Origin of the sequence: Nonomuraea sp. B12E4 (assembly GCF_039871825.1) — a bacterium.
Classification (GTDB): Bacteria; Actinomycetota; Actinomycetes; order Streptosporangiales; family Streptosporangiaceae; genus Nonomuraea.
This window is the reverse complement of the sequence record NZ_JBDPME010000027.1, coordinates 70,948-90,613: the sequence shown is the minus strand read 5'-3', so window position 1 is coordinate 90,613 and position 19,666 is coordinate 70,948. Positions and strand designations below refer to the sequence as shown.

At 71.1% G+C, this 19,666-nt stretch carries 15 protein-coding genes; 7 read left to right on the top strand and 8 right to left on the bottom strand.

The features are described from left to right. Positions 1-41 precede the first annotated feature (41 nt). Positions 42-899: an MBL fold metallo-hydrolase gene (locus ABGB18_RS39630; protein WP_347700813.1), complete on the top strand. Its 858-nt coding sequence runs from the start codon at positions 42-44 to the stop codon at positions 897-899. 259 nt (positions 900-1,158) lie between these two features. Here ABGB18_RS39630 and guaA read toward each other — a convergent pair whose 3' ends face one another. After that, on the bottom strand, positions 1,159-2,763 hold the full coding sequence (gene guaA / locus ABGB18_RS39625) for a glutamine-hydrolyzing GMP synthase (protein WP_347700812.1): 1,605 nt from the start codon (positions 2,761-2,763) through the stop codon (positions 1,159-1,161). Positions 2,764-2,804: 41 nt separating this feature from the next. Here guaA and ABGB18_RS39620 point away from each other — a divergent pair, with 41 nt between their 5' ends. After that, positions 2,805-3,767 carry a hypothetical protein gene (locus ABGB18_RS39620; protein ID WP_347700811.1) on the top strand — a complete coding sequence of 321 codons (963 nt, stop codon included), beginning with the start codon at positions 2,805-2,807 and terminating at the stop codon, positions 3,765-3,767. 13 nt (positions 3,768-3,780) lie between these two features. Here the strand turns inward: ABGB18_RS39620 and ABGB18_RS39615 are convergent, their stop codons facing one another. Beyond that, on the bottom strand, positions 3,781-4,032 hold the full coding sequence (locus ABGB18_RS39615) for a hypothetical protein (protein WP_347700810.1): 252 nt from the start codon (positions 4,030-4,032) through the stop codon (positions 3,781-3,783). Between the two features lie 2 nt (positions 4,033-4,034). Beyond that, positions 4,035-5,528, bottom strand: coding sequence for a DUF885 family protein (locus ABGB18_RS39610; RefSeq protein WP_347700809.1), 1,494 nt, complete (start codon positions 5,526-5,528; stop codon positions 4,035-4,037). A 75-nt stretch (positions 5,529-5,603) separates the two neighbouring features. On the opposite strand from ABGB18_RS39610, the gene ABGB18_RS39605 reads away from it, so the two are divergent. After that, complete coding sequence (locus ABGB18_RS39605; RefSeq protein WP_347700808.1) at positions 5,604-6,347, top strand: N-acetyltransferase; 744 nt, start codon at positions 5,604-5,606, stop codon at positions 6,345-6,347. Positions 6,348-6,493: 146 nt separating this feature from the next. Here ABGB18_RS39605 and ABGB18_RS39600 read toward each other — a convergent pair whose 3' ends face one another. From ABGB18_RS39600 to ABGB18_RS39590, 3 genes are all read right to left on the bottom strand, one after another. After that, the gene (locus ABGB18_RS39600) at positions 6,494-7,471 is read right to left on the bottom strand and encodes a pyridoxal-phosphate dependent enzyme (protein WP_347700807.1); all 978 of its coding nucleotides are present in this window, start codon (positions 7,469-7,471) and stop codon (positions 6,494-6,496) included. A gap of 107 nt (positions 7,472-7,578) precedes the next feature. After that, on the bottom strand, positions 7,579-8,322 hold the full coding sequence (locus ABGB18_RS39595; protein ID WP_347700806.1) for an MBL fold metallo-hydrolase: 744 nt from the start codon (positions 8,320-8,322) through the stop codon (positions 7,579-7,581). 39 nt (positions 8,323-8,361) lie between these two features. Beyond that, positions 8,362-9,867: a succinic semialdehyde dehydrogenase gene (locus tag ABGB18_RS39590; RefSeq protein WP_347700805.1), complete on the bottom strand. Its 1,506-nt coding sequence runs from the start codon at positions 9,865-9,867 to the stop codon at positions 8,362-8,364. A 73-nt stretch (positions 9,868-9,940) separates the two neighbouring features. Here ABGB18_RS39590 and ABGB18_RS39585 point away from each other — a divergent pair, with 73 nt between their 5' ends. From ABGB18_RS39585 to ABGB18_RS39570, 4 genes are all read left to right on the top strand, one after another. After that, positions 9,941-12,157 (top strand): protein kinase, encoded by a 2,217-nt coding sequence (locus tag ABGB18_RS39585; protein ID WP_347700804.1) that lies wholly within the window; start codon positions 9,941-9,943, stop codon positions 12,155-12,157. Positions 12,158-12,189: 32 nt separating this feature from the next. Beyond that, complete coding sequence (locus ABGB18_RS39580; protein WP_347700803.1) at positions 12,190-14,199, top strand: beta-propeller domain-containing protein; 2,010 nt, start codon at positions 12,190-12,192, stop codon at positions 14,197-14,199. A 109-nt stretch (positions 14,200-14,308) separates the two neighbouring features. Continuing rightward, positions 14,309-15,493, top strand: coding sequence for an AAA family ATPase (locus ABGB18_RS39575; RefSeq protein WP_347700802.1), 1,185 nt, complete (start codon positions 14,309-14,311; stop codon positions 15,491-15,493). Between the two features lie 95 nt (positions 15,494-15,588). Next, positions 15,589-16,845, top strand: coding sequence for a S8 family peptidase (locus tag ABGB18_RS39570; protein WP_347700801.1), 1,257 nt, complete (start codon positions 15,589-15,591; stop codon positions 16,843-16,845). Between the two features lie 139 nt (positions 16,846-16,984). Here the strand turns inward: ABGB18_RS39570 and ABGB18_RS39565 are convergent, their stop codons facing one another. Next, complete coding sequence (locus tag ABGB18_RS39565) at positions 16,985-18,721, bottom strand: glycerol-3-phosphate dehydrogenase/oxidase (RefSeq protein WP_347700800.1); 1,737 nt, start codon at positions 18,719-18,721, stop codon at positions 16,985-16,987. Between the two features lie 69 nt (positions 18,722-18,790). Beyond that, positions 18,791-19,561 (bottom strand): DeoR/GlpR family DNA-binding transcription regulator, encoded by a 771-nt coding sequence (locus ABGB18_RS39560; protein WP_347700799.1) that lies wholly within the window; start codon positions 19,559-19,561, stop codon positions 18,791-18,793. Positions 19,562-19,666 lie beyond the last annotated feature (105 nt).

The window sequence follows — 19,666 nt, the reverse complement described above, 5'->3', positions numbered from 1 at the left end:
CGTTCCTTTGTCGCCCGATCTCGCACCTAAGGAGCATTCACGTGCGTGTTCATCACCTTAACTGCGGATCGCTGTCCGCCGTCGCGCCGGTCGGCACCTCGTTGGCACCCGCGCGGGCGGTCTGCCACTGCCTGCTGATCGAGACCGATCGGGACGGGCTGGTCCTCGTCGACACCGGGCTCGGTTCGGCGGATCTGCGGGAGCCGCGCCGACGGCTCGGGTCGGCGTGGGTCGATTTCGCCGATCCGCTGCTCGACCAGGACCTGACCGCGGTACGCCAGGTCGCCCGGCTCGGGTTCGCCGCCGAGGACGTACGGCATGTCGTGCTCACCCACCTGCACCGGGACCACACCGGAGGACTCCCCGACTTCCCGCACGCCCGCGTTCACGTGCACGAGGCCGAACTCCGGGCCGTCACCGATCCGGCCGCCGAACATCATCAGCACAGCCTCGACCGCTTCATGGCCGCCCACCGCACGCACGGCCCGCGCTGGGCCGCGGCCCGGCCTGACGACACGCGCACGTGGTTCGGGATCGACGGCGTCGCCCCGCTCGACGGGCTGCCCGAGGACATCCTGCTGGTCCCGCTGCCGGGGCACACCCCGGGACACAGCGGGGTCGCGGTACGGCAGCCGGATCGCTGGCTGCTGCACGCCGGCGACGCCTACTTCTACCACGGCGAACTCACCGCGGACCCGCCCCAGCCGCACCCCGAGCTGCAACGCATCCAGGAGGGCGCGCAGGTCGACCGGGAGCGGCGCGTCGAGGTCCTGCACCGGCTACGTGAGCTGGCTCACCTGCGCAAGGATGAGGTCGAGATCTTCTGTGCCCACGATCCGTGGGAGTTCCAACGGATGAGCACCCCGGAAGAGCACGGCGCAGGGCAGGTGCCGTCTTAGCCGGGATTACCCGACCGGCTCTCGAGTACCACCCAGTCGGTGAAGGAGGCGCCGTTGCGGTGGCCCGCCACGTGCGGGTCAGCCGGCGTCACCCTGGAGGTGCCAAGCCCCGTGCGGCGGGTGGCGTGCCGTTGGCTCCGCCGTACAAGATGGGGGGTTTCACCACGCTCCACCGCACCAGACAGGGGGGTTTACACCATGCTCCACCGCACCAGATGGGGTTTTCATCACGGAAAAGCCCGTGCGGGACCAGCAAGGATCACTCCCACTCGATGGTGCCCGGGGGCTTGCTCGTCACGTCCAGCACCACGCGGTTGACGTCGCGGACCTCGTTGGTGATCCGGGTCGAGATGCGTGACAGCACGTCGTAGGGCACCCGCGCCCAGTCCGCCGTCATCGCGTCCTCCGACGTCACCGGCCGCAACACGACCGGGTGACCGTAGGTGCGCCCGTCGCCCTGCACCCCGACCGACCGCACGTCGGCCAGCAGCACCACCGGGCACTGCCAGATCTTGCGGTCCAGGCCCGCCCGCGACAGCTCCTCCCGGGCGATGGCGTCGGCCTCGCGCAGCAGCGCCAGACGGTCGCGGGTCACCTCGCCGACGATGCGGATCGCCAGGCCGGGGCCGGGGAACGGCTGACGCCAGACCATCGCGGTCGGCAGCCCCAGCTCCTCGCCCGCCCGCCGGACCTCGTCCTTGAACAGCGCCCGCAGCGGCTCGACCAGCTTGAACTGCAGGTCGTCCGGCAGGCCGCCGACGTTGTGGTGGGACTTGATGTTGGCGGTGCCGGTGCCGCCGCCGGACTCCACCACGTCGGGGTAGAGGGTGCCCTGGACCAGGAACTCCACCGGCCGGTCGGCCATGATGGCGCGCTGCTCGTCCTCGAAGACGCGGATGAACTCGCGGCCGATGATCTTCCGCTTCTCCTCGGGGTCCGAGACGCCTTCGAGGGCCTTCAGGAAGCGGTCGGCGGCGTCCACGACGCGTAGTTTCACGCCGGTGGCGGCCACGAAGTCGCGCTCGACCTGCTCGGCCTCGCCCTTGCGCAGCAGCCCGTGGTCGACGAAGACGCAGGTCAGCCGGTCGCCGATGGCGCGCTGCACGAGCGCGGCGGCCACCGCGGAGTCCACCCCGCCCGACAGCGCGCAGATGGCGCGGCCGTCGCCGACCTGGCGGCGCACGGCCGCGACGGAGTCCTCGACGATGTTGAGCATCGTCCACGACGGGCGGCAGCCGGCCGCGTCGAGGAAGTGCTTGAGCACCGCCTGGCCGTGCTCGGAGTGCAGCACCTCGGGGTGGAACTGCACGCCGTAGAGGCCGCGCCCGGTGTCCTCGAAGGCGGCGACCGGCGTCTCGTGGGTCGAGGCGGTCACCGTGAAGCCCTCGGGAGCGGCCGCGACGCTGTCGCCGTGGGACATCCAGACGGTCTGGCTCGCCGGCAGGCCCGCGAAGATGACGCCCTCCTCGAGCACCTCCAGCGCCGTGCCGCCGTATTCGGCCACGCCGGTGCGGGCCACGTCGCCGCCCAGGGCCTGCGCCATGGCCTGGAAGCCGTAGCAGATGCCGAAGGTCGGCACGCCCGTGGCGAACAGCCCCTGCGGCACCGGCGGCGCGCCCTCGGCGTAGACCGACGAGGGACCGCCGGACAGGATGATCGCCTTTGGGTTTTTGGCCATCATCTCCTCGACCGGCATGGTCGAGGGCACGATTTCGGAGTAGACGTGGCACTCGCGCACCCGCCGGGCGATGAGCTGCGCGTATTGCGCGCCGAAGTCGACCACCAGCACCGTGTCGAATTCAGACACCGAGAGAACCCCCCCAAAAGGCAAATGCGGTAAGCACAGTCTATCGGCCTTGCGCATTACACCTGGCCTGGCACCGGCACACGTGCTAACACAGAACAATGGATCTTGTCTGGCCGGCGACGGCGTGGGCGCTCTGGGTCGCCACGCTGGCCGCCGCCTTCAAGTTGTCCAGCAGGGGCAGGGCCGCTCAGGTCCCCGAGCGCCCGGCGCCCCCGCCGGTCGCCGAGCTCTTACGCGGGATGCGGGCCCAGGAGGTCTTTCACGCGGCGCTGTTCGACCTGGCCGAGCGCGGGTGGGTGGTGATCGAGGGTGACCGCCTGTCCCCCAGGCAGGAGGGGGCGGGGCGGGAGCCGCTGCGGTCGTACGAGCGGTGGGTGCTGGAACGCGTCACTGCCCTCCTGGCCGGGGCCCCGAACGCACCGGTGACCGCTCTCATGCCCGAGGGCGCCGAACTCGAGGGCGGCTTCCTCCCCCTGGTCCGCCAGAGCGCCATCGATCTCGGCCTGGCCCGGCGGCGCTGGCGGACGGTGATCGTGCCGGTGCTACTGGCCGTCGCGCTCGTCATCCCCTGGTACACCACCGTGGCGGCGGCCGGCCTGTCCTGGCCCGGGATGATCGCGACGATGGTGTCGCTGGTGGCCGGGCCCGGGCTGCTGCTGGCCGGGCGGGGGTTCGTGCCGACCACGAGCGGCAGGCGGATCGCCGGTTCGGGACCCGCGCCGGCCGACCCGCGGCACGAGTGGATCTACACGGGCAGCGGCTGGCCGGGGGTGGAGATCGAGCCCGCCGACACGCCGGGGCCCGGGCGGCAGGAGGTCGCCGGGCACGTGGTCAAGCGCTGGGTCGGGAAGGTGCCCGCCGGCCCGCACCACGATGCGGCGGCCGTGGCCCCGCCGGGCTACTACATCGCGTTGCACGACGGCCACTCACCGGCGGCCACCGCGTTCTCGGTCCAGCCGGGCCTCTACCGGGACGTGCTGCCGGGCGACTCGGTCCGGCTGCTGGTCAAGCCGCCCAGCGGCACGGTGGTGCGGGTGCTGGCCCACGAACGACACTGGTAGGCCCGGTGACAGATCACTGGTGGTCCGGCAGGTCTCCGGTGAGCAGGGACTCGGTCTGCGAGCGCAGCCGGTCGGCGTACTTGGGGTCGGTCAGCAGCAGTAACCGCTCCTCCTTGATCGCCTCCACGACCATGCCCGCGACCTCGGAGGGCTCCATGCCGCTCGCGGCGGCCCGGCCGAGCGAGGCGTGGGAGTCCAGCTCGTCCGGCGTCCGCGGCCAGCCGGCCGTCTCGGCCAGGCCGCCGAGATCGACGTCGGCGAGCACGTCTACAGGATTGCGCCGATCATGCCCAGAGGCGGCGAGCCGAGATCGAGCAGCGCCTTGTGGAACCGCAGCAGGCTGAAGCCGGCACCCCACTCCGCGCGCGCCCGTTCCCGCAGGTCCTGGATGAGCAGCTTGCCCCAGGTGTAGCGCCCGTAGGTGGGGTCGAACGTCGCCCGCCTGGCCTCGGACAGCGCGGCCGGGCCCGCCACGTGCGTGTCGGAGGAGAAGCGCCTGGCCCCCTCCTCGACCGTCATCTGCCCGGTGTGCACGCCGATCGCGCAGGCCAGCCGGGTGACCCGCAGCAGCGCCTCCACCCAGACGCCGATCTCGAAACGCGGGTCGCCGGCCTCGAAGCCCTCCTCGACGCACAGCTCCTCGGCATAGTGCGCCCAGCCCTCGACGAACGCCATCGACTGCAGCAGCCGCCGCACCTCCGACGAGGCCCGCCGCAACGCCCTGCCGTGCGAGAAGTGCCCGGGGGCGACCTCGTGCACGTTGATCGCCGACAGCGTCGTACGGCTGAAGACCTCCAGCCACTCCTCCTGCTCCTGCTGGGGCCAGGACGGCTCGGGCGGCGTGATGTAGTACCAGGAGGGCCCCTCGGACTCGCCGGGCGCGTTCCACGCCATCATGGCCATCGCCCAGCGGCGCGACTCCGGCGCCAGCCCGACCAGGCACTCGCCGTCGTGGTAGGGCACGAGATCCTTCTCGCGGGTGAACGCGATGGCCTTCTCCGTGCCGATCCTGGCGGCCTCGATCACCCCGTCGGCGTCCGGGTGGTCCTTGACCAGCTCCCGTACCACGTCCAGCGGCGCCTTGTCGCGCTCGCCCAGCTTGGCGCAGGACTCGGCGAGCAGCGCCATCAGCCGGTCGCGCTCGGCGTCGGCCCGCTCGGCCAGCCTGCCCAGGTCCACCGGCAGGCCCTCGGCCGTGCCCATGAGGCGGGCCAGCGCCGGGCCGCCGAGCGCGACGTCGGGGTCGCCGTTCGCGGCGGCGTGTTCGAGGTGGGCGACGAGCCTGCCGTGCGCTTCCAGCGCGGCCTCGTCCGTGATCCCGGCGGCCAGCCCTCTGGCCGCGCCGAGCAGGGAGTTCGCGACGGGCGCGGCGACCTGGTCGAGCGAGTCGATCGCGTGGCGCACGGCGTCCGGCCAGAGGCCGAGGTGGGCCTTCCTGGCCGTGGCACGCTCCCCGGCGGGGCCGTAGTCGCGGTCGTAGCAGGCGAGGTCGAGGTTGTTCAGGTGGATCAGCGGGTTCTTGCGATGCAGCTCCAGTTCGCCGAACTGGGTGCGCAGGCTCTCCTCGAACACCTCAAGGTGCCTGGCGTCATGCGCGTCCTCGGGTGCGGGCCCCGCGCCGAGCCGGGCCAGCCCGGCACGTACGCCGTCGGGCGACAGGTCCTGGATCCGGCCGTCGTACTCGTGTCTGCCGCCGCCCTCTCGCGCCTCGGCCACGATCAAGTCCGTGATGGCTCGCAGCCTGGCGTCTAGTTGTGTCATGCGCCGACGGTAGCGCAAGCATTTGCAGATTTAGCGAGACACATACCAGTGGGTCGGAATGTGAGAATGGCCCGCATGGCCCTGCAGATCACGACGCTCGCGGAGCGTCCAGAGTTCGCGCCGTCGTTGTGGGACATGGACCATACGTGGCAGAAGTTCATGCTGAACGATCCGATCGCCGACCTGTTCTATCCGATCGCCGCCACGGACTACGCCGAGTACGTCCTCGTCGCCGACGACGACACGGACCCGGGGGTGCCGGTGGCGCGGGCGTGCATGATCCCGTTCCGTACGGACGGGTCCGAGCTGCCCGACGACGGGTGGGACGGGGCGATCCGCTCGGGCTGGCTGGCCCGGCACCGGGGCACGCCGGCCGACAGCATCTCGGCACTGGAGATCACTGTGCGCCGCGACCTGCAGGGCACGGGGCTGTCGGCCCTGATGGTGGCGGCGATGCGGGACCACGCCGCCCGGCTCGGTTACGCCGAGCTGGTCGCGCCGGTCCGGCCCAACCGCAAGCACCTCGAACCGCACACCCCCATGACCGAGTACGCGTTCAGGACCCGCCCCGACGGCCTGCCCCACGACGCGTGGTTGCGGGTGCACGTACGGGCGGGCGGGAAGATCGTCAAGGTGGCGCCGCGCTCGATGGTGGTGGCGGGCACGCTGGCGGAGTGGCGGCGCTGGACGAACCTGCCCTTCGACCGCTCCGGGGCGATCGAGGTGTCCGGCGCGCTCAGCCCGGTCCACTGCGACGTGGAGCACGACCACGCCGTCTACGTCGAGCCGAACGTCTGGGTCAGCCACTCCCTGACCTGAGGCCGCGCCGACCAAGGGCCACCCGCCGATCCGCATTCGCCAGGTCCGAGCCACACGCTCGTACGCCGCCGCCAGGCCCGAGCCACACGCTCGTACGCCGCCGCCAGGTCCGAGCCACACGCTCGTACGCCGCCGCCAGGCCCGAGCTACACGCTCGTACGCCGCCGCAAAGTCCCCACGTGCGGCTCGACCTCCAGCCCCTTCCCGGCGGCCCACCTGTCGTCGTGGCAGGTCGCCAGATGCCGGTCGGCCGCGTCACCGATCAGCGACACCACGGTCCCGCTCTCGCCCCTGGCCACCATGCGCTCGACCAGCTCCAGCGCCGCCCACAGCGCCGTGCCCGACGAGGCGCCCACCGGCAGCCCGGTGACCTCCCGCAGGATCCGGGCGGCCGCCACGCCGGCCGCGTCGGGCACGGGAACCACCAGGTCCACGAGGTCCGGCCGGAAGCCGGGCTCGATCCGCGGCCGCCCGATGCCCTCGATCCGCGACGGCATCCCGGTGGCGTAGTCGGGCACGTCGAGGGTCCACCCCGGGAAATAGGCCGAATTTTCGGGATCCGCCACGGCCACCCGGCAAGTCTCACCGTGAGCACGGATCCACTGGCCGAGCGTGGCCGAGGTCGCCCCCGTGCCCGCGCCCGTCACCACCCAGTCCGGCCGTACCTGCTCGAAGAGCTCCTGCGCGAGATCATGCGGCGTGGCCCGCCCGAACTGGTCCAGGAAGTGCCCCTCGATCTCGCGGGCCGCGTCGTAGATCGCCAGCGGCGGCGTCACGAACCGGCACTCCCCGCCCAGCGCCTCCACCGGCCGCGCCCGGGCCTGGCTGCGCTCGCCCGGCATGACCACGATGTACGGGAGCCCGAGCCGCCGGGCGAACCAGGCCTGCGCCACGGCCGCGTTGCCGCCCGTCGCCTCCACGACGGTCGTGCCCTCGGTGATCGACCCGTCGAGCACGGACCGGCGGAACAGCGCCCTGGCGTGCCGGTGCCGCAGGCTCCCGGTCGGCTGCGCGGACTCGTCCTTCAGCAGCAACCGGATCCCCGGCGCCGGCACCGGGAAGTCGATCAGCGGGGTGGGCTCGCCCGCCGCGAGCACGTCGAGGGCTCGCGTGTTCCAGTTCACCGCCCCACCATGTCAGGTGCGGCCCGGGAGGACCGCGCCTGTTCGCCACGAGCGAGCCGCTCCGACCTGTCCGGCCGGGAAGTCCAGACCCCCCGGGGGCGAGCCGGTCAGGGGATCCGTACGCGCTCCCCCGGGGCGGGCAGCCGCAGCCGGTCGCCCAGCTCGGCGAACGCCCTCTCCACCGTCTCCCTGCCCTGCGTGAAGTGCGCCCAGTGCTCGAAGTGCAGCGGCACCACGTAGCGGGCCTTGAGGATCTGGGCGGCCGTGACGGCGTCGTCGCTGGTCAGAGTCAGGTAGCCGGACACCAGCGGTGTACGCGCCCCGCCCGCGAACAGCAGCGCCACGTCCACCGGCCCCACCCGCCCGGCCACCTCGCGGACGACGTCGAGAGAGGCGTTGTCCCCGCTCACATAGACGGTCGGCAGCCCGTCACCGGCGAGCACGAACCCGGTCACCTCCCCCACCAGGTGCTCGGTCCCGTCCGGCCCGTGCTGGGCGGGCACCCCGGTCACCCGCACCGCGCCGACCTCGACGGTCTCCCAGTTGGGCAGCGCCCGCACCGGGGCCTCGCCCAGCCGCGCGGCCGCCGACCCCGTGGAGAGCACCAGCGGCACGGAGGCCAGGTGGGCCCGGCCGGCTCGGTCGAGGTTGTCCGGATGCTGGTCGTGCGAGAGCAGCACCGCGTCGACCGGCCCGACCTCGTCGAGCCCGAAGGCGGGTCCCGCGGTCTTCGTGAGCACCCGGTCCCCGATCGGGTAGTCGCCGGGCGCGTCGAACGTGGGATCGGTCAGCAGCCGAACCCCGCCGAGGCCGATGACGGCCGTGGGCCCGCCGACATAACGAATTTCCATATCCACCATCTACACAGCGCCATCAAGGTTATTCCATAGTCACTTGACCCGAAGCCTGCGCATCGCTTTCAGGGTGGTGGCCAGCGTGCCGGCCCACCTCTCGTACGGCAGCCCGAGCGGCGGCTCGAACCCCAGCCAGCCCGCCTGCGCGGCCACGGTCTTGGACTCGGTGTAACGCAGCAGGCCCTCCTCGCCGTGCCGGCGGCCCAGCCCCGAGGCCTTCATGCCGCCCATGGGAGCGTCGTAGGAGGCGTAGGCGGAGGCGTATCCCTCGTTGATGTTGACCGTGCCGGCCTTGACGCGGGCGGCGAGCTCGCGGCCGCGCCTGCGGCTGGAGGTCCAGATGGCGGCGTTGAGGCCGTAGATGGTGTCGTTGGCCAGCTCCACCACCTCGTCGTCGGACGCGAACGGGTAGAGCGCCACGACCGGCCCGAACGTCTCGTTGCGGCAGAGCTGCATATCCTCACCCACGCCGGTGAGCACGGTCGGCTCGTAGAACAGCGGCCCGAGGTCCGGCCTGGCCCGGCCGCCGGTCAGCACCGTCGCGCCCTTGGCCACGGCGTCGTCCACGTGCGCGCTGACCGCGTCGAGCTGGCGCCGCGAGGTCAGCGAACCCATCTGCACCGACCAGTCGTGGCCCGCGCCGAGCTTGAGCGCGGCGGCCTGCGCGGTGAAGCGTTCGGCGAACGCGTCGAACACCGCGGCGTGCACGTAGAGGCGCTCGATGGACAGGCAGAGCTGACCGGCGTTGGCGAAGCAGGCGCGGACGGCCCCCTGTACGGCCCTGTCCAGATCGGCGTCGTCGAGCACCACCATCGGGTTCTTGCCGCCGAGCTCCAGCGAGCAGCCGATGAGCCGCTTGGCCGCCTCCTCGGCGATCTTCCGGCCGCCGCGGGTGGAGCCGGTGAAGGCCACGTAGTCGGCGTGGTCCAGCAGCGCGTCGCCGATCTCGGCCGGCTCACCGAGCACGACCTGCCAGATCTCGCGCGGCATGCCCAGCTCGGCCAGCAGGTCGATGGTCCACAGCGTGGACAGGCAGGTCTGGGTGTCGGGCTTGTGCACGATGGCGTTGCCGGCCAGCAGCGCGGGCACCGCGTCGGTGACGCCGAGCGCCAGCGGGAAGTTCCACGGGGAGATCAGCGCGACCACGCCCTTGGGCTGGCGCAGCTCGGCCACCCGGGTGGCGCCGGGGAAGATGCCCTTGCGCGCGCGGGGGGCGAGCAGCCCGGGGGCGCGGCGGGCGTAGTAGAGGCTGCAGCCGGCGACGTCGAGCACCTCTTCGAAGGCGTGCTTGCGGGCCTTGCCGGTCTCGTTCTGGACGATGTCCAGGATCTCGCTCCTGCGGTCCAGGATCGCGTCGTGCAACAGCAGGAACGGCTTGGCTCGTGCCGCGGCGGATTTCGCCGACCACTCGAGCTGAGCTGCCCTGGCCTTCTCATATGCCCGGCGAACGTCATCGGCGTCCGATATAGGGAGCTCAGCAAGATTTTCGCCAGTAAATGGCGCAGTGATGTGCCGTGTCCTACCGCTGGTCGTCACGTGCATGACAGAAGGATATTCCGCCTCGCTACTCGCAGGTAGTTTTTGCGGATGCTCGGCGTAGGGCCAGAATCCCTACATGGCATCCTTCGCTCCGCTTCGACCCGGAGATCCACAGCGGCTCGGGGGCCTGGAACTCCAAGGCAGGCTCGGAGAGGGCGGCCAGGGCGTCGTCTACCTCGCCAAGGACCCGTCCGGCACGCACCTGGCAGTCAAGTGGCTGCGCCCCGACCTGTCGGGCGACCAGGTGAGCGTCGAGCGGTTCCTGCGCGAGGTCCAGGTGGCCCAGCAGGTTGCGCCCTTCTGCACCGCCGCTGTCCTCGGCACCGGGGTCGAGCAGGACCGGCCGTACATCATCAGCGAGTTCATCGAAGGACCCTCGTTACACCAGATCGTGCAGGAGGAGGGGCCCCGCACGGGGTCCGTCCTGCACCGGCTGGCCATCGGCACCGCCACCGCGCTGGCCGCCATCCACCAGGCCGGGATCGTGCACCGTGACTTCAAACCGGCCAACGTGATCATCGGGGCCGACGGGCCCAGGGTGATCGACTTCGGCATCGCGCGGGCGCTCAACGCCACCGCGACGATCAGCGGCATGGTCGTGGGGACGCCCGCGTACATGGCACCCGAGCAGATCATGGGCGAGACCGCCGGGCCGGCCGCCGACCTGTTCTCGTGGGCCAGTGCGATGATCTTCGCGGCGTCCGGCCGGGCGCCGTTCGGCAGTGACACGATGCCCGCAGTGATCAACCGGGTGCTCAACCAGCAGCCCGATCTGGACGTGCTGGACGGGCAACTGCGTGACGTGGTGGCAGCCTGCCTGGCCAAGGACCCGGCGCAGCGGCCCACCGCCGAGCAGGTGATCATGCGCCTGCTGCAGCGGCCCGAACCGAACCCCGGCATCCTCGCCCAGGCCGCCGCGGAGGCCGCGCCCAACCCGCCCTTCACGCCACAGCCCGGTCCCGCGTCCCGCCCCAGCCCCACGGCCCGTCTGGGGCCCGCTCAGCACCTGGGGCCGCACTCCGGGCCGGTGCCCCACCACCCCCCGTACTCGGGACCCGTCCAGCACCCCGGGCCGCGTCCCGGGCCCGTCCCGCACACCGGCTCCGTCGCCCAGCACCCGCACGGCCCATGGTCGCCGCCCGGGCCGCCCGGGCCGCACGCGCAACCGACCTATCCGAGCAGCCATCCCCAGCCGCCGAGCAGGAGCCGGGGCCCGCTGATCGCGGGCGCCGCGGTGGCGGTGGCGCTGCTGGTGCTCGCGGGCGTGGTCGTGGTCATCCAGCTGGACAAGGCGTCGTTGGCGGACCCGGCCCCGGCGCCCACCCGGTCGAGGAACGCCAAGCGATCCCCCAGCCCGTCCGCGACGGCGGCGGCCGTGCCGAGATCGGGCACCAAGAAGACGCTCCCCGGCGCCGACGTCTCCCTCTACGAGAACCCGAACGACGCCATCGTCCTGACCTCGTACGAGGTCTACGACAAGGAGACCGAGGACTGGGTCGACTACGCCAGGAGCGCACTGCACGGCAATTTCACTAAATACGCTCAAAACTGGGAGTCGCTGGTCTCCCCCGACGGCCGCTATCTGGCGGCCCGGGGCCACAGCTACAGCTCAGACGGCTTCGACTTCGTCGTGATCACCGACCGGGACTCGGGCGAGAAGACCACGATCAAGACCGTCAAGAAGCCGCTGATCAGCAGCATCAGGGCCTGGTCGAAGGACGGCAGCAAGATCCTGCTGAACATCGAGCGGAAGAGCGGCAAGAACTGGCTCTACCCCGGCTTCGTCCTCGTGGACGTGCCGGCCAAGGACTCCACCACCGTCAACGTGTCCGACGCCTCCGTCCAGCGGACGACCTTCGGCTTCGACGGCGCCGAAGAGGGCGTGGTCAACGTCTACGGCGACGAGAAGAACCGCGGCCTGCGCTTCTTCGACGCCGAGGGCAGGACCACCCGCTCCGCGCCGGGCATCGGCACGCTGGCCGCCGGCACCCAGGACATCTTCTCCCCCTCCGGCAAGGCGTTCGTCACCAACTGCCCCAACGGCGGCGACGGCGACCACTGCATCTGGGACACCGCCTCGGGCGAGCGCCGGCGCAAGTTCTCCTCCGACTGCGACAAGGTCCTCGGCTGGTACGACGAGAGCCACCTCTACTGCTGGGAGCAGGACAACAACACCGACTACGAGGTCCAGGTCGTCGACTTCGCCGGAAAACTGGTGCGCAAACTGCTGGAAGTGCCGGGCAAGACCGATTTCAGCCCCACGTTCACCGTCAACCCGAACAAGGTCTCCTGAACCGTCCGGACCCTGACAGCCGTCAATAGGTCATGAAGACGCTGATCCGGACGGCCGTGACCGCCGTCACGTTCGCGACGGTCACGGCCGCCTGCACCTCGTCGCCAGGAGGAACGGCGCCACCCCCCAAGATCGATCTCGGCGCCGTCCGTCTGGTGGCCTACGACAACTGCGAGGAGCTGCTGTCCGGCCTGCGTGAACACACCGCGCGCAACGTCACCCCGTACAGCCTCTTCTCCGGCCGGCCCATGATGGCCGCGAAGGACAGCAGGGCGGCGACGCTCCCGAACCAGAGCACGGCGAACGCCCCCGAGCACTCCACCACGAACGTCCACGAAACCGGCGTGGACGAGCCGGACCTGGTGAAGACGGACGGCAACCGCGTCATCACGGTCACGGACGGCACCCTGCGGATCATCGACACCGCCACCAGGAAGATCACCGCCACGCTCGAACTGGCCAGGCCGAACACCGGCGTCGTCTCCCCCGCCGACCTGCTGGTGGCGGGCGACCGGGCGCTGGTGCTGCTGCACGACGGCGGCATGATCGCGGATCGGCCGTACCTGGGCGACACCCGGTACACGCTGGTCGACCTGACCGCCGAACCCAAGGTCCTGGGCACGGTCCGGGTGGAGGGCGGCTACCTGGACGCCAGGATGGTCGGCTCCACGGTCAGGCTCGTCACCCGCAACATGCCGGACATCATGTTCCCGGAGTGGCAGGAAGGCTTCGTGGACTCCGAGCGGACCGAGGCCAACCGGGCCGCGGTGCGGCGGGCCCCGATCGAGGCATGGCTGCCCGAGATCGAGATCACCGACGCCTCCGGCGCCGTCAGGAAGCAGACCGTCGGTTGCGAGCGGGTCAGCCACCCCGCCGACTACACCGGCACCTCGCTGCTGACCGTGCACACCATCGACCTCGCGCGGGGCCTCACCGCCGCGGGCACCGACCCGATCAGCCTGGCGGCCGACGGCGACATCGTGTACGGCACCGGCACCAGCCTCTACGTGGCCAGCAACCCGCGCTGGTGGCTGCCGATCCTCCGGCGGCCGATCGACGACACGCCTCCGGCGGACACCGTGGCACCCACCCCCTCACCGAGCACCGCTCCCCCGGCCGCGGAGCCCACGCCGACCGACCCCTCGGTCACCACCACGCCCATGGACCCCCCGGACACCGTCACGCCCGGCCCGCGGCCGTCGATCCCGCCGGAGGAGACCGAGGTGCACAGATTCGACATCTCCTCGCCGGGGCCGCCCGCCTATGTGGCCTCGGGCAAGGTGAAAGGACGTCTGCTGAACCAGTACTCCCTCTCGGAGTACGAGGGCCACCTCCGCGTCGCCACCACCCTCAACACCGCGGGCGACCGCGTCAGCTCCAGCACCGTCCACGTGCTCAGGGCCGACACCATGGCCAAGACGGGCGAGGTCGGCGGCCTGGGTGAGGGCGAGCGCATCTACTCGGTCAGGTTCATCGGCCCGGTCGGCTACTGCGTGACGTTCCGGCAGGTGGACCCGCTCTACACGCTCGACCTCCGCGACCCGGCGACGCCCAGGGTCACGGGCGAGCTGAAGATCACCGGTTACTCCGCCTACCTGCACCCCGGCGCCCCCGGCCGGCTGATCGGCATCGGCCAGGAGGCCAGCGGGCAGGGCATACGGCTGGGCGCGCAGGTCTCGCTGTTCGACGTGAGCGACCCGGCCGTCCCGCGCAGGCTGTCGCGGTTCTTCCAGAAGGACTCGGGCTCGGAGGCCGAGTGGGACCCGCACGCGTTCCTGTACTGGCCGAAGACCGGGCTGTCGGTGATCCCACTGACCCAGGAGTCCGGGACGGGCGCGCTCGTGCTGAGGATCGACGATTCGGGCGTGTCACGGCTCGGCATGATCCGGCATCCGGAGCAACGGCAGGAGGGCCGTTCCTACCAGCCGGGCATCCAGCGCTCGCTGGTCATCGGTGACTCGCTGTGGACGGTCTCGCTGGAGGGCATCCAGGTCAACGACGCCGCCACGCTGGCGGAACAAGCGTGGATTCCGACCCGCTAATACTCCATGATTGCTTACTTGGGGCAAATCAGCACCCTTCTATGGACACACCCCCACAAATAATGAAAAATCACCTGACAATGTGTTGTCGGGACCGGGCGGGTACGTCATGCCTTTCGTGGGTCGAGAGCGCGAACTCCGTCAGCTCAATGACGCTCTCTTGCGCCCTCCGGTCATCGTCCTCATCGAGGGCGAGGCGGGTGTCGGCAAGACCCGCCTGCTGAATGAGCTGAACGGGCACCCCGTACTGTCCGGCAACTGCCATCCCATGCGCTTCCCGTACGGGCCGATCGTCGAGGCACTGCGCGCGGCCCGCCCGCCGCGGGGCCTCAACCCGGTCACCGGCGCGCTGCGCCCGCTGCTGCCGGAATGCGCCCACCTCCTCCCGCCCGCACCGCCCCCGCTGCACAACGCCCAGCTCGAACGGCACCGCCTGTTCAGGGGCGTGCTGTCGCTGCTCGACGCGCTGCGCCCGATCACCCTGGTGGTGGAGGACGTGCACTGGGTGGACCAGGACACCAGGGAACTGCTGGCGTTCCTGGCCCGCTGCCTGCCCGAGTCGGTCAACCTCGTGCTCACCTATCGTGCCGAGGACCTGCGCCACCCGGTGACCGAGCTGATCGCGCACCTGCCGCCGCGCATCGACCACGTCGAGCTGGCCCTGCCGCCACTCAGCCCCGAGGAGACCGAGCTGCTGGCCAAGCACCTGCTTCCGGGCTCGACCGACCTCTGGCCGCTCACCGGCGGCCTGCCGCTGGCGATCGAGGAGCTGGCCCGCATGCTGGCCCAGGGCATGGAGCCGGGCACACCGCCCGCGCTGCGCGACGCCGTACGGCTCCGGCTGGACGCGCTGCCGCCCGTGGCGCGCAGAATCGTGCAGGCCGCCGCCATGCTGGAGGAGCCGGCCTGCGCGCGCACGCTGACCACCGTCGCGGGCATGCTGCCCGAGCAGGGCGAGCGCGGACTCACCGAGGCGATCAGGCGCGGCCTGCTGCGCGAGTGGACCCCCGGCGCGTACGGCCTGCGCCAGCCCCTGGCCAGGCAGGCCGTCCGCGAGTCGATCACCCCCACCATCAGGCGCCGGCTGAGCCGCCGGATCGAGGCCCCCGCCCAGCCGGTCGGCGTCCTGTCCCCCCGGGAGGAGCAGGTGATCGGGATGGCCGCGGACGGGCTCACGAACAAGGAGATCGCCGAGAGCCTGTTCCTGTCGCGGCGGACGGTCGAGGTGCACGTGGCGAACGCCCTGCGCAAGCTCGGCCTCACCTCGCGGCGACAACTCACCAGAACTAAGTAGTCGCTTTACGTATCGGATACGTATGGCGGCAAGTCTGATCCTGGCTCATGTTTCAAGGGTCCGTACCTCGCAGACCCCAGAAAGGTGCAGCCGTCATGCGATCACGCACCCCCCTGCTCGCGCTGCTCGTGACCGCGCTGGCGTTACTCGCGGCGCCCCCACCCGTCTCCGCCGTCACGGCACCGGAGGAGGAGACCTACATCGTCGAGCTCGATCCGCGGCTGCGCACCACGGCCCGCGAGAACGCCCAGGTCCAGGTGGACCGCCTCGGCGGCCGGCTGATCGGCGTCTACGAGCACGCCTTCAAGGGCTACACCGCCCGCCTGACCCCGGCCGCCGCCGAGGAGCTCCGGCGGACCCCGAACGTGCTCACCGTCGAGCCCGACGCCGTGGTCTCCGCCTTCCCGCAGACGGTGCCCACCGGTGTCCGGCGGATCTTCGGCCCGGCCAACCCGAACCTGGACATCGACTCCACCGACGACGTACGCATCGACGTGGACGTGGCGGTCGTCGACACCGGATCTGACAACACCCACCCCGATCTGAACGTGGTAGCCCGCGCCAACTGCGTGATCGGCGCGTGCGTGAACAACTCCGGCACCGACGACAACGGCCACGGCTCACACGTCGCCGGCATCGTCGGCGCGCTCGACAACACCGTCGGCCCGGTCGGCGTCGCGCCCGGCGCCCGCATCCACAGCGTGAAAGTGCTCAACGCGGCGGGCTCGGGCAGCCTGGCCGGCATCGCCGCCGGCATCAACTGGGTGGTGGCCCGCGCCTCGACCATCGAAGTGATCAACCTCAGCCTCGGCTGCCAGGGCTGCAGCAGCAGCGCCATCAGCAACGCGATCACGAACGCCACGAACGCCGGCATCGTGGTGGTCGTGGCCGCGGGCAACAGCCACCTGAACACCTCCTCGTTCTTCCCCGCCAACCACCCTGACGTGGTCACCGTGTCGGCGCTGACCGACAACGACGGCCTGCCCGGCGGCGCCGGCGGCAACAGCCTGTCCTGCCGCAGCGAACTCGACCAGGACGACACCTCTGCCTTCTACTCCAACTACGGCGCCACCGTCGAGATCACCGCACCGGGCACCTGCATCTACTCGACCTACCGCAACGGCGGCTATGCCACGATCAGCGGCACCTCGATGGCCAGCCCGCACGTGGCGGGCGCCGCCGGCCTGCTCACCTCTGGGACCAACAAGCCGACGACCAGGGCGGGCGCGCTCGCCGTACGCAGCACGCTGATCGCCACGGGCAACGGCAACTGGACCGACGACTCCGGCGACGGCGTCAAGGAGCCGCTGCTCGACGTGCACGACGCCACGCGCTACCCGCCGGCGGGCTGACCGAACTGACGTCCGGGCCCGGCCCGGACGTTTGATCAAAGCCTCGTGGGTAGATCATTGCCGATGACCATCCTGGAACGGGCGGTCCGTGGATCCCGCAGCGCCGCGGGCCGCCCACACACGCCGGCGGGACACCGGGTCATGAGTGCTCGGGCGCGACGACGGGGACGATCTCCGGCGCGCCGAGCCTGATCGCGTCGGCCTCCTGGTCGGAGTCCTGCTCCTGGGAGCGGCGTTCGGCTTCCACCCGCTTGGTGAAGTATTCGACCTCCCGTTTGACCTGCTCACCGTCCCAGCCGAGCGGCTCGGCCAGCAGCTCGGCGGCCTCCTGCGCTACCGCCTGCCCGCGGTGGAAGGTCTCGATGGAGATGTGCGTACGCCTGGTCAGCACGTCGTTGAGATGCCGGGCCCCCTCGTGGGTGGCGGAGTAGACGATCTCGGCCCGCAGGTAGTCGTCGGCCCCCGCCAGCGGCCTGGCCAGCGACGGGTCGTGCTCGATCAGTGCCAGCACCTCGTCGATCAGCGAGCCGTAGCGCTGGAGCAGGTGCTCGATCCTGGCCACGTGCAGGCCGGAGCGCTGGGCGAGCCGGTGCCGGGAGTTCCACAGCGCCTGGTAACCCTCGGCCCCGACGAGCGGGATCCGGTCGGTGCACGAGCGCGGCACCCGCTGGTCGAGCCCATGCGCCACGGCGTCGACGGCGTCCTCGGCCATGACGCGATAAGTCGTGTATTTTCCTCCGGCGATCATCACCAGGCCGGGCACCGGATGGGCCACCACGTGCTCCCGGGACAGCTTGGACGTCTCGTCGGACTCCCCTGACAGCAGCGGCCGCAGCCCTGCGTAGACGCCCTCGACGTCGTCGCGGGTCAGCGGCACCGACAGGACGGCGTTGACGTGGTCGAGCAGGTAGTCGATGTCGATCCGGGAGGCGGCGGGGTGGATCTTGTCGAGCGTCCACTCGGTGTCGGTGGTGCCGATGATCCAGTGCCGGCCCCACGGGATCACGAACAGCACCGACTTCTCCGTACGCAGGATGATGCCGGTCAGCGAGTGGATCCGGTCCCTGGGGACCACCAGGTGGATGCCCTTGGAGGCGCGTACGTGGATCTGCCCGCGGCCGCCGACCAGCTCCTGGATGTCGTCGGTCCAGACGCCGGTGGCGTTGACGACCTGCTGGGCGCGTACTTCGAAGCGGTGGCCGTCCTCCTGGTCGCGCACGCGCACGCCGGTGACCCGCTCCCCCTCCCGAAGGAACCCCACCACCTGGGCCCGCGGCGCGACCAGGGCGCCGTAGGTGGCCGCGGTGCGCAGCATGGTCATCACGTAGCGGGCGTCGTCCACCTGCGCGTCCCAGTATTGGATGGCGCCCGTGAACGCGGTCCGTTTCAGCGCCGGAGCCAGCCGCAGCGCCCGCGCCCTCGACAGGTGCCGGTGCGCCGGCACCCCCCGGGTGAGCCCGGCGGCGTAGCCGAGCGAGTCGTAGAGGGCCACGCCCGCTCCGACATAGGGCCGCTCCCACACGTAGTGGGTCATCGGGAACAGGAAGGGCACCGGCCGGACGAGGTGCGGCGCGATCCGCTGCAGCAGCAGCGCCCGCTCCCGCAGGGCCTCGCGCACCAACTCGAAGTTGAGCTGCTCCAGATAACGCAGCCCGCCGTGGACGAGCTTGGACGAGCGCGAGGACGTGCCCGAGGCGAAGTCACGGGCCTCGACCAGGGCCACGTCGAGCCCCCGGGTCGCGGCGTCCAGGGCGACCCCCGCCCCCACCACGCCGCCGCCGACCACGACCACGTCGAGCTCCCGCCTGGACATGTCCGCCAGCGCCTCGGCCCGCTCCGCGGGACCGAGCCGGGCCACACTCCTTCCCGACGTCATGACTCCCCCTGGGATCGGCTGCCCTCCATACCTACCCGCCGCGGACTGGACCTGTAACGCCTGCGGCGCTCAGGCGCGTACGACCTTGACCCCCGCGTCGGCGAGCCGGTTGGCCTCGGTGTCGGACAGCTCGGTGTCGGTCACGAGCGTGTCGATCTGCTGGATCGGGCAGATCCGGGAGAAGGCCCGCTTGCCCACCTTCGAGGAGTCGGCCACCACCACGACCTGGGCGGCGCGGCTGATGAGCAGGCTGTTGACGCTGGCCTCGCCCTCGTTGTGGGCCGAGGCACCGAGCTCGACGTCCAGCGCGTCCACCCCGAGAAAGGCCACGTCCAGCGTCACCTGCTCCAGGACCCCGGTCGCCAGCGGCCCGATGAGCTCGTAAGACTGCTGCCTGGCCACCCCGCCGGTCACCACGATCTTGACGTGCCGGCGCACGGTCAGCTCGGCGGCGATGTTGAGCGCGTTGGTGACGATCGTGAAGCCGCTCTCCAGGCCGGACTGCGTGGCCAGGGTGCGCGCGAGCTCGGAGGTCGTGGTGCCGCCGTTGAGCCCGACCACGGCGCCGGGCGTGACCAGCTCGGCCGCGGCGGCCGCGATGCGGTGCTTCTCGTTGGCGTGCCTGGCCGTCTTGTAACGCAGCGGCAGGTCGTAGCTGACGCTCTGCGCGACCGCGCCGCCGCGCGTGCGCATGAGCATCTGCTGCTGGGCGAGCTGGTCGAAGTCACGCCTGATCGTCGCGGTGGACACGTCGAGCGCCTGAGAGGCCTCCTCCACCGACAGCCTGCCCTCCTGGGCCAGTAGCTCCAGGATGCCGTTCCAACGGTCGTAGCGGGACACGAGGGCCTCCCTGGGGACGGTCGAGAGGTAAGCGTGGCACAACCGGGAGTGCCAGGCCAACGGTGTTCATTACTGCGCTTTCTTGGTATAAAAACAGCACAAACA

What these genes read in the sequence shown, in the direction of transcription:
- guaA (WP_347700812.1), bottom strand. Translation starts at nt 2,763, where the DNA reads ATGCGCAAGGCCGATAGACTGTGCTTACCGCATTTGCCTTTTGGGGGG.
- ABGB18_RS39620 (WP_347700811.1), top strand. Translation starts at nt 2,805, where the DNA reads ATGGATCTTGTCTGGCCGGCGACGGCGTGGGCGCTCTGGGTCGCCACG.
- ABGB18_RS39610 (WP_347700809.1), bottom strand. Translation starts at nt 5,528, where the DNA reads ATGACACAACTAGACGCCAGGCTGCGAGCCATCACGGACTTGATCGTG.
- ABGB18_RS39605 (WP_347700808.1), top strand. Translation starts at nt 5,604, where the DNA reads ATGGCCCTGCAGATCACGACGCTCGCGGAGCGTCCAGAGTTCGCGCCG.
- ABGB18_RS39595 (WP_347700806.1), bottom strand. Translation starts at nt 8,322, where the DNA reads ATGGAAATTCGTTATGTCGGCGGGCCCACGGCCGTCATCGGCCTCGGC.
- ABGB18_RS39590 (WP_347700805.1), bottom strand. Translation starts at nt 9,867, where the DNA reads ATGCACGTGACGACCAGCGGTAGGACACGGCACATCACTGCGCCATTT.
- ABGB18_RS39585 (WP_347700804.1), top strand. Translation starts at nt 9,941, where the DNA reads ATGGCATCCTTCGCTCCGCTTCGACCCGGAGATCCACAGCGGCTCGGG.
- ABGB18_RS39580 (WP_347700803.1), top strand. Translation starts at nt 12,190, where the DNA reads ATGAAGACGCTGATCCGGACGGCCGTGACCGCCGTCACGTTCGCGACG.
- ABGB18_RS39575 (WP_347700802.1), top strand. Translation starts at nt 14,309, where the DNA reads ATGCCTTTCGTGGGTCGAGAGCGCGAACTCCGTCAGCTCAATGACGCT.
- ABGB18_RS39570 (WP_347700801.1), top strand. Translation starts at nt 15,589, where the DNA reads ATGCGATCACGCACCCCCCTGCTCGCGCTGCTCGTGACCGCGCTGGCG.
- ABGB18_RS39565 (WP_347700800.1), bottom strand. Translation starts at nt 18,721, where the DNA reads ATGACGTCGGGAAGGAGTGTGGCCCGGCTCGGTCCCGCGGAGCGGGCC.